Consider the following 14,797-nt stretch of genomic DNA (forward strand, 5'->3'; position numbering starts at 1 on the left):
CATTCCGTAGGAGCGATGTGAGTCGCGACGGGCTTTCCCATGGAAGCTTCATCGCGACTCACGTCGCTCCTACAAGGTTCCGTGTTTTTTCGGCACGATGGCCAGCAAGCCGCCGGTCTCCGTTCTATACTGCCGACAACATCGGGGCAGGGATAGGCACATGGAACCGGCATCGCAACGCTTCGCCAACGCGCGCACCCGTCTGGGCCGCGCGTTTTTCGTTCTGGCCTTGTTCGCCGCGCTGGCGGGGGGCTGCAAACGCAACGAGAGCGGCCAGTTGCCTGCCGCCAGCGGCGATCCGATCAAGGCCCAGCGCGAGGAAATGAAGGACTTCGGGCTGGCGTCCATCTATCCCGATCAGCACGACGGCAGCCTGGCCATCGCGCTGGAATTCAGCCGGCCGCTGGTCGGTTCGCAGAATTTCGACGAGTTGCTCGTGGTTTCCGGCGCCAAGGGCGAAGCCGTCAAGGGCGGCTGGGTGCTGGACGACAAAGGACTGATCCTGCGCTTTCCGTCGGTCGAAGCGGCCAAGGACTATCAGGTGCTAGTCAAGCCGGATCTGCTGGCGGCCGACGGCAGCCGGCTGGGCAAGGAACTGAAGGAAACCATCCATACCGGCCAGTTGGACCCCGCGGTAGGCTTCGCCTCGCAGGGCAGCGTGCTGCCGGCGCGCGAAAGCCGCGGTCTGCCGGTAGTGTCGCTGAATGTCGATGAGGTCGATGTCGAGTTCCTGCGCGTCACCGAGAAATCGCTGCCGCGCTTCTTTTCCGAGTACCAGCGCGGCGGCCGCCGCGGCAGTTGGGACCTGGACAGCGACTACGGCGACAATACGCCGCTGGGGCAGTTGGCCGAACCGGTCTATCTCAACCGCTTCGTGCTGGGCGGCAAGCCCAACGAACGCATGCTGACCTATCTGCCGATCCAGGAGGTCAAGGAACTGCAGGAGCCGGGCCTGTACTTCGCGGTGATGAAGCGCACCGGCAAGTTCTCCGGCGATTTCGAGACCGCCTTCTTCACCGTCAGCGATATCGGCCTGCATACCCGCGCCTACAAGGACAAGCTGTTCGTGCATACCGCCTCCTTGCACGGCGGCGAATCGCTGGGTGGAGTGGAGCTGCGCATCCTGGACAGCAAGGGCGAGACCTTTCTGGCCGGCAAGACCGACAGCAACGGCAATGCGCTGCTGAACTACGCGCTGGACGCCGGCCATGTGCTGGTGGCGCGCCGCGGCAAGGATGTGTCGATGCTGCCGTTCAACCAGCCGGCGCTGGATCTGTCCGAGTTCGCCGTCGCCGGCCGCCAGCAGGCCTGGTTCGACGTGTTCGCCTGGTCGGGCCGCGATCTGTACCGGCCCGGCGAGACGGTGCGCATCTCGGCGCTGTTGCGCGACAACGACGGCAAGCCGGTCGCCGGTCCCGACAAGGGCGCGCAGCCGGTGTTCCTGCGGCTGAAGCAGCCTGACGGCAAGACCTTCCGCGAAACCCGCCTGCAGGCCGGCGCGCAGGGCTATTTCAGTTTCGAGCAGGTCATCCCGCAGGAAGCGCCCACCGGCCGCTGGCAGGTCGAGTTCCGTACCGATCCGGCCAGCAAGGAAGCGGTGCAGGGGATGACGCTGCGCATCGAGGAGTTCCTGCCCGAGCGCATGAAGCTGGATCTGGAAACGCCGCAGCAAGTCCTGAAGCCGGGCGAGCCGTTCAAGCTGCAGGCCGTGGCCGCCTACCTGTACGGCGCGCCGGCGGCCGGCAACCGCTTTACCGCCAAGCTGGCGGTGGCGGTGGAACAACATCCGCTGCAGCAGCTGCCGGGCTATTTCTTCGGCGATCCGACCCTGCGGTTGCCGCGCGAAGCCAAGGACGTGGTGGACGCCGCGTTCGACGACAGCGGCCGTTACCAGGAAGACATCGCGCTGCCGGCCGAAGCCAAGCCGGTCAGTCCTATCGCCGCGCTGGTATCCGGCAGCGTCTACGAGACCGGCGGCCGCACCGTCAACCGCACGCTCAAGCGGGTGCTGTGGCCGGCCGATGCGCTGGTGGGCGTGCGCCCGCTGTTCGACGATGGCGACGGCGCCGATGCCAACAGCGATGCCGGTTTCGAACTGGTGCGCGTGGATGCGCAGGGCACGCCGCAGCCGGTCAAGGGCGCCAAGGTCACGCTGGTGCGCGAGCACCGCGACTACCACTGGAATCACGATGACGAAGGCGGCTGGAACTACGACTTCACCCGCCGTTTCGAAAACCTGGAAACCAAGACGCTGGACATCGGCAGCGGCGCGGCGAAGGTCAGCTATCCGGTGCAATGGGGCGAATACCGGCTGGACGTGTTCGACCCGGCCACCGGCCTGACCACCCGCTACCCGTTCCGCGCCGGCTGGAGCTGGGACGATCAGAATCGCGGACTGGATGCGCGTCCGGACAAGGTCAAGCTGGCGCTGGACAGGACCGGCTACAAGGCGGGCGACACGCTGGAAGTGACGGTGACGCCGCCGCACCCCGGCAAAGGCCTGCTGATGGTCGAAACCGACCGCATGCTGTACGTGCAGGACATCGACGCCAAGCCGGGCAGCAAGTTCAGGATACCGGTGACCAAGGACTGGGAACGCCATGACGTCTACGTGACCGCATTGGTGTTCCGCGGCGGCTCGGTGCCCAGCAAGATCACGCCGGCGCGTGCGGTGGGCGTGGCCCATGTGCCGATGGACCGCAAGGCGCGGCGGGTGGCGGTAGGCCTGTCGATGCCGCAGCAGATGCGTCCCGAGCAGGATCTGCCGGTGACCGTCAGCGTGCCGGAGCTGGCAGGCAAGCAAGCGCACGTGACCGTTTCCGCGGTCGATGTCGGCATCCTCAACATCACCCGCTTCCCGGTGCCGGACGCCAACGCGCAGTTCTTCGCCCAGCGCCGGCTGGGAGTGGATGCGTACGACATCTACGGCCGCGTCATCGAGAGCTTCGAAGGCGGCAGCGCAAAACTGCGTTTCGGCGGCGATATGGCGCTGGACGCATTGCCGCAGGCCAAGCGCCCGACCTCGCGCGTGCAGACGGTGGATCTGTTCGCCGGCCCGGTGAAACTGGACGCCAAGGGCAACGCGCGGGTGAAGCTGCGGGTGCCCGATTTCAACGGCACCCTGCGCGTTTCGGCACTGGTGTATTCGGACGAACGCTACGGCAACCGCGACCGCGAAACGCTGGTGCGCGCGCCCATCGTGGCCGAGGCCAGCCTGCCGCGGGTGTTGGCGCCGGGTGATCGCAGCACGGTAACGCTGGATGTGCAGAACTTCACCGGCAAGCCGGGCGAGTTCAGCGTGACCGTCAATGGCGAGGGCCCGCTGTCGTTCGGCGAGCCCACGCGCACGGCCAAGCTGGCCGCCGATGCCAAGGCCACGTTGAGCTTCCCGGTTACCGCCGGCGAAGGCTATACCACCGCCAAGGTGCGGGTGCGCGTGGACGGCGGCGGCTTCAAGGTGGACCGGCGCTACGACCTGCCGGTGCGCGCGGCATGGCCGTCGGTGCTGCGCGCGCAGACGCGGGTGCTGGACCCGGTGGCGCCGGTCGAACTGGGCGCCGGTTTTGCCGATGGCCTGATGACCGGATCGGTCAGTGCGCGGATGGTGGTCAGCGCACTGCCGCCGATTCCCTTCGCCAGCGCCCTGCAGGGCGCGTTGAACTATCCCTACGGCTGCGCCGAGCAGACCACCAGCAAGGGCTATGCCGCGCTGCAGCTGGATGAGGAAACCGCCAGGCAACTGGGTGTCGGCGGGCTCGATGCTAAGCAGCGCCGCGAGCGGATGGAAGGCGCGTTCGGCCGGCTGGCTTCGATGCAGGTCGCCAACGGCCATTTCTCGATGTGGGGCGACGACGGCTACGTCAATCCGGGGCTGACGCCTTATATCGTCGAATTCCTGCTGGACGCGCGCGATGCCGGGTTCGCGGTGCCCGATGCGGTCTTGCAGAAGGCGTTGACCCGCCTCAGCGAGGATCTGCTGTCCGGCGGCGCGCAGTTCTACGGCGCAAGCCATCGCGACCATCTGCGCTTCGCCTATCAGGCCTATGCCGGCTACGCGCTGGCACGGGTGGGCCGCGCGCCACTGGGTACCTTGCGCGCGCTTTACGACAACGAGCGCGGCAAGAGCATGACCGCTTTGCCGCTGGTGCATCTGGGGTTGGCCCTATCGCTGCAGGGCGACCAGAACCGCGGCGCCAAGGCGATCGCCGCCGGTTTCGGCAAGGACGGCGAACGTCCGGAGTACCTGGGCGACTACGGCACCCGTCTGCGCGATGACGCGCTGATGATCGCGCTGGTGCACGAGCGCAAGCTGGCCAAGCCCGAGTACGACGCGCGCTCGGTGGCGTTGGGCCGCGAACTGGACGCGCGCCGCAACCGCGGCTACCTGTGGCTGAGCACGCAGGAGCAGGTGGCGCTGGCGCGCCTGGGTAAGGCGCTGATGGTCGATCAGAAGAAGCTGGTATCCGGGCAATGGAGCGTTGGTGGCGACAGCGAGACCATCGCCGCCACCAAGGTGTTCGGCCGCAGCTTCGACTACGCAACCCTGGCCAAGGGCGTGCGCTTCGATCCGGAAGGTCAGCCGCCGTTGTTCGCCAGCCTGGAAGTCGCCGGCGTGCCGCGCACCGCCCCGGCGCCGGACAACAGCCAGATCGGCATCGAGCGCCGTTACTACACCACCGACGGCAAGGAATGGAGCGGCGGCAATCTGAAAGAAGGCGAGGCGCTGATCGTAAGGGTCGGCATCACCGCCAACGTCAGCATGCCCGACGCGCTGTTCACCGATCTGCTGCCGGCCGGCCTGGAAATCGAGAACTTCAACCTGGGCGATGCCAAGCAATGGGCCGAGGTGGTGGTCGACGGTATCGCAATCAGCGACCGCGCCAGCGCCGCCGATGTGCAGCACGAGGAGTTCCGCGACGACCGCTACGTGGCCGCGCTCAAGTTGAACCGCGGCAGCACCGCCAAGCTGTTCTATCTGGTGCGCGCGGTGACGCCCGGCACCTACACCGTGCCGCCGTCGTTGGTGGAGGACATGTACCGGCCGGAGATTCGCGGGGTAGGCAGGTCGTCGCCGGCGACGATGACGGTGGTGCAGCCTTGAAGCGAGGAGCGAGGAGCGAGGAACGAGTGAAGAGGAGTGAGAAACGAGTAAGAGCGGACATCCTCGGGTCTGGACGGGGTGCTGTCCTTCGGCAATGAAGAAGTCGCGCTTCCACTCGTTCCTCGTTCCTCTTCACTCGCTCCTCGCTCCGCGCGTGCATCCGCGGGAAACGCACGAGGCGCGACAAACCTAATCCGGCAATGAAGCAGTCGCGCTTCCACTCGTTCCTCGTTCCTCTTCACTCGTTCCTCGCTCCGCGCGCGCATCCGTGGAAACGCACGAGGGCGCGACAAACCTAATCCGGCAATGAAGAAGTCGCGCTTCCACTCGTTCCTCGTTCCTCTTCACTCGTTCCTCGCTCCGCGCGCGCATCCGTGGAAACGCACGAGGGCGCGACAAACCTAATCCGGCAATGAAGAAGTCGCGCTTCCACTCGTTCCTCACTCCTCTCCACTCGTTCCTCGCCTTCCTGCGCTGGAGCGCCGTCGCCTTACTGCTGACGCTGCTGGCGCTGGATTTCGCGTTTCCGCCGCCATTGCCCAAGGCGCGCGATACCAGCACGCTGGTGGTGGCGCGGGATGGCACGCCGCTGCGGGCGTTCGCCGACCGCGATGGGGTCTGGCGCTATCCGGCCACGCCGGAAAGCGTGTCGCCGCTGTATCTGCAGGCGCTGCTGAGTTATGAGGACCGTTGGTTCTGGCGGCATCCGGGCGTCAACCCGTGGGCGCTGCTGCGTGCCGGCGGGCAGTGGCTGCGCGGCGGACGCATCGTTTCCGGCGGTTCCACACTGACCATGCAGGTGGCGCGGTTGCTGGATCCGCACAGCCGCACGCCCTGGGGCAAGGCCAAGCAGCTGTTGCGGGCGCTGCAACTGGAAGCGCATCTGTCGAAGGCGGAAATCCTGACCTTGTACCTGCAGCGGGCGCCGTTCGGCGGCACCATCGAAGGGGTGGAAGCGGCCAGTTGGGCGTATCTGGGCAAGCCGGCTGCGCGGCTGTCGCAGGCCGAGGCGGCGTTACTGGCGGTGTTGCCGCAATCGCCCAGCCGGTTGCGGCCGGACCGCCACCCGCAAGCGGCCCAGCGCGCCCGCGACAAGGTGCTCGGGCGGATGCAGGCGCTAGGCGTATGGTCGGCCGAAGAGGTTGCCGATGCGCGCATCGAGCCGGTGGTGGCACGCTCGCTGCAGTCGCCGATGAGCGCTGCGCTGCTGGCCGAACGGCTGCGGCGCGACCAGCCCGGCCAGGCACGCATCGAATCGACCATCGCCCCCGGCCTGCAGCGCACGCTGGAAGAACGGGTGGCGGCGTATTTCTCGCAACTGCCCGAGCGCACCTCGGCGGCGCTGCTGGTCGTCGACAACGCCAGCATGGAAGCGTTGGCCTATGTCGGTTCGGTGTCGTTCGGCGACAAGGCGCGCCTGGGCCACGTCGACATGGTGCAGGCCTGGCGTTCGCCGGGCTCCACGCTCAAGCCGTTCCTGTACGCGTTGGCGCTGGATGATGGGCTGATCCACTCTGAGAGCCTGCTGATCGATGCGCCGCAGTCGTTTGGCGGTTACCGGCCCGGCAATTTCGATGCCGCCTTCAACGGCCCGGTCGGCGCCGCCACCGCTCTGCGGCTGTCATTGAACGTGCCGGCGGTGGACCTGCTGGAGCGGGTGGGGCCGGCGCGGTTCTCGGCGCGGTTGGCCAACAGCGGGGTGGAGCTGAAGTATCCGCGCGGCGCCAGCCCCAATCTGGCGCTGATTCTGGGCGGCACCGGCGCCCGGCTGGAGGATCTGGTCGGCGCGTTCGCCGCGCTCAACCGCCAGGGGCTGTCCGGCCGGGTGCGCTATACCCCGGCCGATGCCGGTGCCGACCGCCGCTTGATGTCGGCCGGTGCGGCCTGGATTACCCGCGACATCCTCGAATCCAATCCGCGGCCGGGCTATGGCACGGGCACCTTCGATACCGGCTCGCGTCCGCGGGTGGCGTGGAAAACCGGCACCAGCTATGGCTTCCGCGACGCCTGGGCCATCGGCAGCACCCGCCGCTATACGGTGGGGGTCTGGGTCGGGCGGCCGGACGGTACCCCGCTGCCGGGGCAGTACGGGGCGGTGACCGCGTTGCCGCTGATGTTCGAGGTCATCGACAGCCTGCCGCGGGCGCGCGGCGATTCGGTGCCGCACCCGCCGCCGGCCAATGTTGCCGAAACCGAAATCTGCTGGCCGCTGGGGCTGCCGCCGGAACCTGGCGCGCCGCAACTGTGCCAGCGCCGGATGAAGGCGTGGACGCTGGATGGCGTGGTGCCGCCGACCTTTGCCGAGCGCGATGCGCGATTGTGGAGCGCAGGCCGGCTGCGTTTCGACGTGGATACCGCCACTGGCCTGCGCCTGTCCGCCGATTGCGCCAGGCCGCACCAGGCCCGCAGTACCGAAATCGCCCGCTGGCCGGCATTGGCTTCGCCATGGTTGCCGGCACAGCACCGGCTGGCGTCGCGCCTGCCCGCGCTGTCGCCCGATTGCGCGGCCGATGGCCGCGAGGCGGCAGAAGAGCTGCGCATCGAGGGCCTGAACGACAACGCCCGGCTGGCGCGCGCGCCAGGCAGCGCCCACGGCGTGCGCCTGCAACTGCGCGCCCTGGGGACCGACAGCCGCGTGCAATGGCTGCTGGATGGCCGCTGGATAGCCGAAACCCGCGGCGCCCAGGCGTTCCAGCGCGACTTCGCGGAAACCGGCGAGCACCAGCTGACCGCGCTGGCCGACAGCGGCGCATGGACGCGGGTGCGCTTTGCCGTGCTGCGCTGAGCTGATCGCCTTGTAGAGCCGAGCAAGCTCCGCTCTATGCCTTTCTCACGGGGCGGGCATCAACCGATCTGTTCCAGCACATGTTCGGCCGACGACACCTGGTATTCGCCCGGCGCCTCGACAAACACGTTGCGCACGACGCCGTCTTCCACGTACAGCGCAAAGCGCCGGGCGCGGGTGCCCATGCCGTAGGCGCTGGCGTCCATTTCCAGGCCCAGCGCACGGACCAGATCGGCATTGCCGTCGGCCAGCATCTGCAGGCCGTCGGGGACGTGCTGGGTCTTGCCCCAGGCCTGCATGACGAACGGGTCGTTGACCGAGACGCAGAACACGTCGATGCCGCGATGGCGGAACTGGTCGAAATGCTGCACGTAGCTGGGCAGATGCTTCTCCGAACAGGTCGGCGTGAACGCGCCGGGCACCGCGAACAACACGGCCTTGCGGCCTTCGAACAGGGCATGGGTATCGATGGTTTCCACCCCCTCGCGGATGCGCTTGAGGATGACTTCGGGGATGCGGTCGCCAATCTGGATGGTCATGCGGGAGGCCTGCGGTAGAGGGTAGCTGAACGGATTTTAGCGCCACTGCCTTCAGCGGACGTGAGGGGCTTGAAAAATCGCCGGAAAAACCTACGTGGGGTGGAGCGGCGCCACCATCGCGGCGCTCTAACCAGGAGAAACCAGATGAGTATCGTGCAGTACAACCCGTGGGCCAATCCGCGCGGCCTGCAGGAAGAAATCCGTCAGGTCTTCGACCGTTTCCTCGGCGACGGCGAAGGCGACCAGTCAAACGTCGTCACCAGCCAGTGGGTGCCGCGCGTGGACATCCGCGAGGACGCCGACCGCTTCGTGATCCTGGCCGATATCCCCGGGGTGGACCCGAAGGACATCGAAATCCATATGGAAAAAGGCATTCTGACCCTGCGCGGCGAGCGCAGCGCCGAAAAGCGAGAGGAAGGCGAGCGCTATTCGCGCGTGGAACGCTCGCACGGCACGTTCTACCGCCGCTTCGCGCTGCCCGACAGCGCCAATGCCGACGGCATCACCGCCAGCGGCAAGCTGGGCGTGTTGCAGATCGATATTCCCAAGAAGCCGGAAACCACCCCGCGCCGCATCCAGGTGCAGTAAACAGGGCGCGGACCGCAGGGCAGAGGCCCAATGATTGCCATCGGCAATGGCGGCCAGCCTTGCGGGAAGTCGCCTGGGACGCGCCGGTATTGCGCTGCGCGGTTTGCCCGGGCTGGCTGCCTGGGCAGCCGCGCCCGTCTTGTCGCTACGCGTTACCAGCGGCTTCGCGCTCACCTCAAAGTACACAACACGCTCTAGAATCGGCCCGCGGCGTTCGCGTCGCGGGCCCTTCTTGGCCGGGCGCTGCCGTTGCCTCGCAACGATGCGGCCCCTGTCGCGCAACGCGGAGTCTGCATGCAGTTCAAGGATTACTACGCCGTGCTCGGGGTCGAACCCAGCGCCGGCGACGCCGAAATCAAGACGGCCTATCGCCGGCTGGCGCGCAAATACCATCCCGACGTCAGCAAGGAGGCTGGTGCCGAGGATCAGTTCAAGGCCGTCAACGAGGCCTACGAGGCGTTGCGCGACCCGCAGAAGCGCGCGGCCTACGATCAGTTGCGCGCGCGCGGCTACCGTCCGGGCGAGGAGTTCCGCCCGCCGCCGGATTTCGGGCAGGGCGGTTTTGGCGGCGGCCAGGGCTTCGATTTCGAGGAAGTCTTCGGCGGCAACGGTGGCGGCGCCGGCTTCAGCGATTTCTTCGAAGGGCTGTTCGGACGCCGTGCGCAGGGAGCGCAGCCGCGCGGCCCGCAACCGCCGCGCGATTCGCGCGCCAAGCTGGCGGTGCCGCTGCAGGTGGTGCACGACGGCGGCAGCGTGCGGGTCAACGTCAATGGCAGGCAACTGGATGTACGCGTCCCGACCGGGGTCAAGCCCGGACAGGTCATCCGGCTGGGCGGGCAGGGCACCGGTGGCGGCAATCTGTTGCTGGAAATCGAGTATGCCGCCCATCCCCAGTTCGAAGTGGATGGCCGCAACATCATTTTCGTATTGCCGGTGACGCCATGGCAGGCGGCGCTGGGCGCAACCCTGAGCGTGCCGACCCTGGGAGGTCCGGTCGATCTGAAGATCCCCGCCGACTCCGATGCCGGCCGCAAGCTTCGCCTGCGCGGACGCGGGCTGCCGGGCACGCCGCCAGGCGATCAGATCGTCGAACTGGAAATCACCGCGCCGCGCGCCACCGGCGAGACGCAGCGCGCGGCGTACCGCGAGCTGGCCAAGGCTTTCGGCGAAAAGAGCGGCTGAGCGTTCCAGCCCTGTAGGAGCGACGCGAGTCGCGACGGCGCTTTACCGGGAACGCTTCATCGCGACTTGACCAGCTGTTCGGCTATGGAGAGCTGTCGCTCCTACAGATGGGGCGGCGGATACGAGAAGAGCAGGCCGGGGCCTGCTCTTCTGCATTGTCAAAGTGGACGGGCAGGTTCAGGCGGCCGGCGGCGCTTCGCTGGCGCTGAAGATGCGTTCAATGACCTCGGCCAGTTCGTCCTCGGAGAACGGCTTGGTCAGGTAGGCCTTGGCGCCCTGCCGCAGGCCCCACATGCGGTCGGTGTCCTGATCCTTGGTGGTCACCAGGATCACCGGGATGTGCTTGGTGGTGGATTCGCGGCTCAGCGTACGCGTGGCCTGGAAGCCGTTCAAGTTGGGCATCACCACGTCCATCAGCACCATGTCCGGCAACTCGCGCTTGGCGACTTCCACGCCCGCGGCGCCATCCTCGGCGGTCAGAGATTCATGCCCCAGTTTTTCGACGATGCGCTGGATGCCCAGCAATTGCGATGGTGAATCGTCGACGATAAGAATACGTGCCATGGAGTTCCCCAAGTTGTCCCCGCGTCGATTGTAGAGCCTGATTGGAGGAACAAAAAGCCAGCCGCCAGCGGCCGGTGCCGGCGCCTGCTGTGACGGGAGTCCGGTTTACCCGATTTTCACCAGAGTACGACCACGGGAAGCGCCCGCCAGCATCATGTCGAACACCCCGGAAAGCCCGTCCAGCGTGGTTTCCCGGGTGCAAATCGCATCCAGATGCGCCGGTTTCCAGTCGTCGGCCAAATGCCGCCAGATGTCGTCTCGTATTCCGCGCGCGGTTCCCGCCGAAGCCACGCCGACGAGCGAGACGCCCCGGATGATGAACGGCATGACGGTGGTGTCCAATTGCTGGCTTGCGGCAAGCCCTGCCGTGGCCACGTTGCCGTAAGGCGCGGTCTGCGCCAGCAGGCTGGCCAGCATCGGACCGCCCACATTGTCCAGGCCGCCGCCGAAACGGGCGGTTTCCATCGGCCGTTGCGTGGCCAGGGCGTCGCGACCCAGGACCTCGCTGGCGCCGATGGCTTTCAGGAAATCCGCATGTTCGGGTTTGCCGCTGATCGCGTGCACCTGGAACCCGGCACGGCTGAAGATGTCCACGGCCAGCGAGCCGACCCCGCCGGTGGCGCCGGTGACGGCCAGCGGCCCCAGTTCCGGCGTCTGCCGGTTGTCGAGCATCCGGTACAGCGCCAGCGCCGCGGTGAAGCCGGCGGTGCCCAGGATCATGCTTTCGCGCAGGCCCAGGCCGGTAGGCAGCGGGATGACCCACTGCGCCTGCAGCCGCACGTATTCGGAGTAGCCGCCGTCGCGGGTTTCGCTGAGGCCGCAGCCGGTCACCAGCACCGGGTCGCCTTCCTTGAAGGCCGGATCGGTGGAGGCCACCACATGCCCGGCCACATCGATACCGCCGACCAGCGGAAACCGGCGCAGGATCTTGCCCTGACCGGTGCCGGCCAGGGCGTCCTTGAAATTGACCGAAGAATAGGCCGCCTTGATGACCACCTCGCCCGCGCTCAGGTCATCGACGGAAACCGATTCGACGCCGCTGCGGTAGCCGCTGGCGTCGTTGTGGATGCGGAAGGCGGAGAAAGATGTTGGAAAGGCCATCGCTATTGCTCGTCGTTCCGGCGAAGGCCGGGACAGTGGCTTGGATTCTTGCTGCTTACTGCACCGAATGCAAAGGCGATGGCGCCCGGCCTGGTGAGCCATCCGGCTGTTGAAAGCCGCCGGAACAACGGAAGTTGCGGGGGAGCGTGGCTTTCAGGCAATGGCTATCGCAGGCCGGGTATAGGTCGCGCCAGTACGGGTTGGCATTTTCGATCAGCGCGATCTTCCACGCGCGCTTCCATCCCTTGAGCGCTTTCTCGCGCGCTATCGCCGATTCCATGCTGTCGTGCGCTTCGTGCCAAACCAAGATATGCACGCCGTAGCGCCGAGTGAAACCCGATACTTGGTCACTCTTGTGTTGCCAGACGCGCGCGGGCAGATTGGAAGTGACGCCGATATACAGCGTGCCATTCCGCTTGCTTGCAAGGATATAGACGCAGGGAATCCGTTCCCGCATAGCGTGTTCCGTGGTGCCGCTCGTTCTTGGAGCGGGATACTGCCGTTCTATCCAAGATGATGCGAGAGCAAAGACGCTGGGTCCCGGCTTGCGCCGGGACGACGGTCTTTTTCAAGTGATACGAGCGTGCTGAACTCCATGGATGGAACCGAAGCAATAGTTCCTACTGGCGGACCATCTCCAACCGCCGTCATCCCGGCGCAAGCCGGGACCCAGCGTCTTGCGCCCAGGTCAACCTTTTCGCTCAGCGGCTCAGCGGCTCAGCGCTACCGCAACGACTGCCGCCGCTTCTCATCGATCCATTTGGACGCTTGCGCAGGACGGTAGTCCTTCATCCATTGCATCAGCGCATCGAGATCTTCGCCGTGCCACAGATCGTTGCGCTGATCCGGATGCAGGAAGCGTTCTTCGACCATGCGGTCGATCATGCCGATCAGCGGGGCATAGAAACCCTCCACGTCGAGGAAGGCGCAGGGCTTGTTGCCGATGCCCAGCTGGCGCCAGGTCAGCATTTCGAACATCTCGTCCAGCGTGCCGAAGCCGCCGGGCAGGGCGATGAAGCCGTCGGCCAGGTCGAACATGCGCTTCTTGCGTTCGTGCATATTGGCCACCACTTCCAGCCGCGTCACGCCCTTGTGCGCGACTTCCCAGCCCATCAACTGCTCGGGAATTACGCCGATCACCTCGCCGCCGGCCTGCAATGCCGCATCGGCGGCGATGCCCATCAGCCCGACGTTGCCCCCGCCATAGACCAGTTGCAGCCCTTCCTTGGCGATTCGGTCGCCCAGGGCGATGGCGCGTTCGCTGTAGGCGGGTTTGCTGCCGGCGTTGGAGCCGCAATAGACGCAGATGCTTTTCATGGAAGCCGTGAATAGTGAATAGATTGCACGCTTCGCGCGCTCAACAGAAAAGGGAAAGGGCGCTTTTCTTCGCCCTTTCCCCTTCGCCATTTACTACCCGTCAGTTGGCCTTGTGAATCGCACGCTTGTCCACCGCCATCGCGGCGTCGTGGATGGCCTCAGACAGGGTGGGGTGGGCGTGGCAGATGCGGGCCAGGTCATCGGCCGAGCCGTTGAACTCCATCGTGATCACGCCTTCGTGGACCAGTTCGGACACGCCAACGCCGACCAGGTGCAGGCCCAGGATGCGGTCGGTTTCGGCATGCGCCAGCACCTTCACGAATCCGGCCGGCTCGCCCATGGCCACCGCGCGGGCGATGGCGGCGAACGGGAAGCTGCCGGCCTTGTACGGGATGCCTTCGGCCTTGAGCTGCTGCTCGGTCTTGCCGACCCAGGCGATTTCCGGCTCGGTGTAGATGACCCACGGCACGGTGTCCAGGTTGACGTGGCCGGGCAGCCCGGCAATCAGCTCGGCAACCGCGATGCCTTCCTCGAAACCCTTGTGCGCCAGCATCGGCCCGCGCACGCAGTCGCCGACCGCCCACACGCCGTCCACGCCGGTGTGGCAATGCTCGTCGACTTCGATCTGGCCGCGCTCGTTGACCTTGACGCCGGTGCCTTCGGCCAGCAGGCCTTTGGTCGCGGCCTTGCGGCCGACGGCGACCAGCAGCTTGTCGACGGTCAGCGATTTCTCGCCTTCGCTGTCGGTGTAGCTGACGATGACTTCCTTCTTCTTGCCCTTGCCGGCGATCTCGGTCTTGCTGACCTTGGCGCCCAGGCGGATATCCAGGCCCTGTTTCTTGAATTCCTTGGCGGCGGTCTTGGCGACTTCGGCATCGGCAGCGGCCAGGAAGTCCGGCAGCGCTTCCAGGATGGTGACTTCGGCGCCCAGGCGCTTCCACACGCTGCCCAGTTCCAGGCCGATCACGCCGGCGCCGATCACGGCCAGGCGCTTGGGCACTTCGGTGAAGTCCAGCGCGCCCACGTTGTCGACGATGTATTCGTTGTCGAACTTGGCGAACGGCAGTTCGATGGAATCCGAACCGGCCGCAATCACCACGTTGGTGCCCTTGAGTTCGACTTCGCTGCCGTCGTGTTGCTTGACCTTGACGATGTTGCCCGGCTGCAGCTGGCCGTAACCGTAGTACGGCGTGATCTTGTTGGCCTTGAACAGCATGGCGATGCCGCCGGTGAACTGCTTGACGATCTTGTCCTTGCGGCCAACCATCGCCTCGACGTCCATCTTGGCGTCCTTGAAGCTGATGCCGTGGTCGCCGAACAGGTGGCTCATGTTCCAGAACTGGCGCGAGGAATCCAGCAGCGCCTTGGAAGGCACGCAGCCCACGCGCAGGCAGGTGCCGCCCAGCGCCGGCTTGCCGTCCTTGCCCAGCGCCGCATCGATGCAGGCGGTCTTCAGGCCCAGTTGCGCGGCGCGGATGGCGGCGTGATAGCCGGCCGGACCGGCACCGATGACGACGACGTCGAATTGTTCAGCCATTGCGGAAATCCTTGTTGCCTAAGGGCGAGGAACGAGAAGCGAGAAGCGAGGAACGAGAAGTGAGAAACGAGGAACGAGGAACG

The 14,797-nt window shown here is 66.3% G+C and carries 10 protein-coding genes; 4 read left to right on the top strand and 6 right to left on the bottom strand.

The window, feature by feature from the left end; all coding sequences use genetic code 11:
- Window positions 1-160: 160 nt before the first annotated feature.
- Together CRO39_RS02380 and pbpC are read left to right on the top strand one after the other, a co-directional pair.
- Window positions 161-5,101, top strand: coding sequence for an alpha-2-macroglobulin family protein (locus tag CRO39_RS02380; RefSeq protein WP_097120252.1), 4,941 nt, complete (start codon window positions 161-163; stop codon window positions 5,099-5,101).
- Between the two features lie 412 nt (window positions 5,102-5,513).
- Window positions 5,514-7,886 carry a penicillin-binding protein 1C gene (gene pbpC / locus CRO39_RS02385; RefSeq protein WP_097120253.1) on the top strand — a complete coding sequence of 791 codons (2,373 nt, stop codon included), beginning with the start codon at window positions 5,514-5,516 and terminating at the stop codon, window positions 7,884-7,886.
- 59 nt (window positions 7,887-7,945) lie between these two features.
- Here pbpC and CRO39_RS02390 read toward each other — a convergent pair whose 3' ends face one another.
- Window positions 7,946-8,425, bottom strand: coding sequence for a peroxiredoxin (locus CRO39_RS02390; protein ID WP_097120254.1), 480 nt, complete (start codon window positions 8,423-8,425; stop codon window positions 7,946-7,948).
- A 144-nt stretch (window positions 8,426-8,569) separates the two neighbouring features.
- Here CRO39_RS02390 and CRO39_RS02395 point away from each other — a divergent pair, with 144 nt between their 5' ends.
- Window positions 8,570-9,013, top strand: a complete 444-nt coding sequence (locus CRO39_RS02395) for an Hsp20/alpha crystallin family protein (protein WP_097120255.1) — start codon at window positions 8,570-8,572, stop codon at window positions 9,011-9,013.
- 294 nt (window positions 9,014-9,307) lie between these two features.
- Window positions 9,308-10,195: a DnaJ C-terminal domain-containing protein gene (locus CRO39_RS02400; protein WP_097120256.1), complete on the top strand. Its 888-nt coding sequence runs from the start codon at window positions 9,308-9,310 to the stop codon at window positions 10,193-10,195.
- Window positions 10,196-10,372: 177 nt separating this feature from the next.
- Here CRO39_RS02400 and pilH read toward each other — a convergent pair whose 3' ends face one another.
- The 5 genes from pilH to lpdA all read right to left on the bottom strand — a co-directional run bounded on the left by pilH (window position 10,373) and on the right by lpdA (window position 14,714).
- Window positions 10,373-10,759, bottom strand: coding sequence for a twitching motility response regulator PilH (gene pilH, locus CRO39_RS02405; RefSeq protein ID WP_097120257.1), 387 nt, complete (start codon window positions 10,757-10,759; stop codon window positions 10,373-10,375).
- 105 nt (window positions 10,760-10,864) lie between these two features.
- A complete protein-coding gene (locus CRO39_RS02410) occupies window positions 10,865-11,860 on the bottom strand; it encodes a YhdH/YhfP family quinone oxidoreductase (protein WP_097120258.1) in 996 nt (331 codons plus the stop codon).
- A gap of 55 nt (window positions 11,861-11,915) precedes the next feature.
- On the bottom strand, window positions 11,916-12,317 hold the full coding sequence (locus CRO39_RS02415) for a GIY-YIG nuclease family protein (RefSeq protein ID WP_097120259.1): 402 nt from the start codon (window positions 12,315-12,317) through the stop codon (window positions 11,916-11,918).
- Between the two features lie 266 nt (window positions 12,318-12,583).
- Window positions 12,584-13,177: an LOG family protein gene (locus tag CRO39_RS02420; protein WP_097120260.1), complete on the bottom strand. Its 594-nt coding sequence runs from the start codon at window positions 13,175-13,177 to the stop codon at window positions 12,584-12,586.
- A 100-nt stretch (window positions 13,178-13,277) separates the two neighbouring features.
- Window positions 13,278-14,714: a dihydrolipoyl dehydrogenase gene (lpdA, locus tag CRO39_RS02425; protein WP_097120261.1), complete on the bottom strand. Its 1,437-nt coding sequence runs from the start codon at window positions 14,712-14,714 to the stop codon at window positions 13,278-13,280.
- Window positions 14,715-14,797: the final 83 nt, after the last annotated feature.

The organism is Pseudoxanthomonas wuyuanensis (assembly GCF_900215535.1).
GTDB classification, from domain to species: Bacteria; Pseudomonadota; Gammaproteobacteria; order Xanthomonadales; family Xanthomonadaceae; genus Pseudoxanthomonas_A; species Pseudoxanthomonas_A wuyuanensis.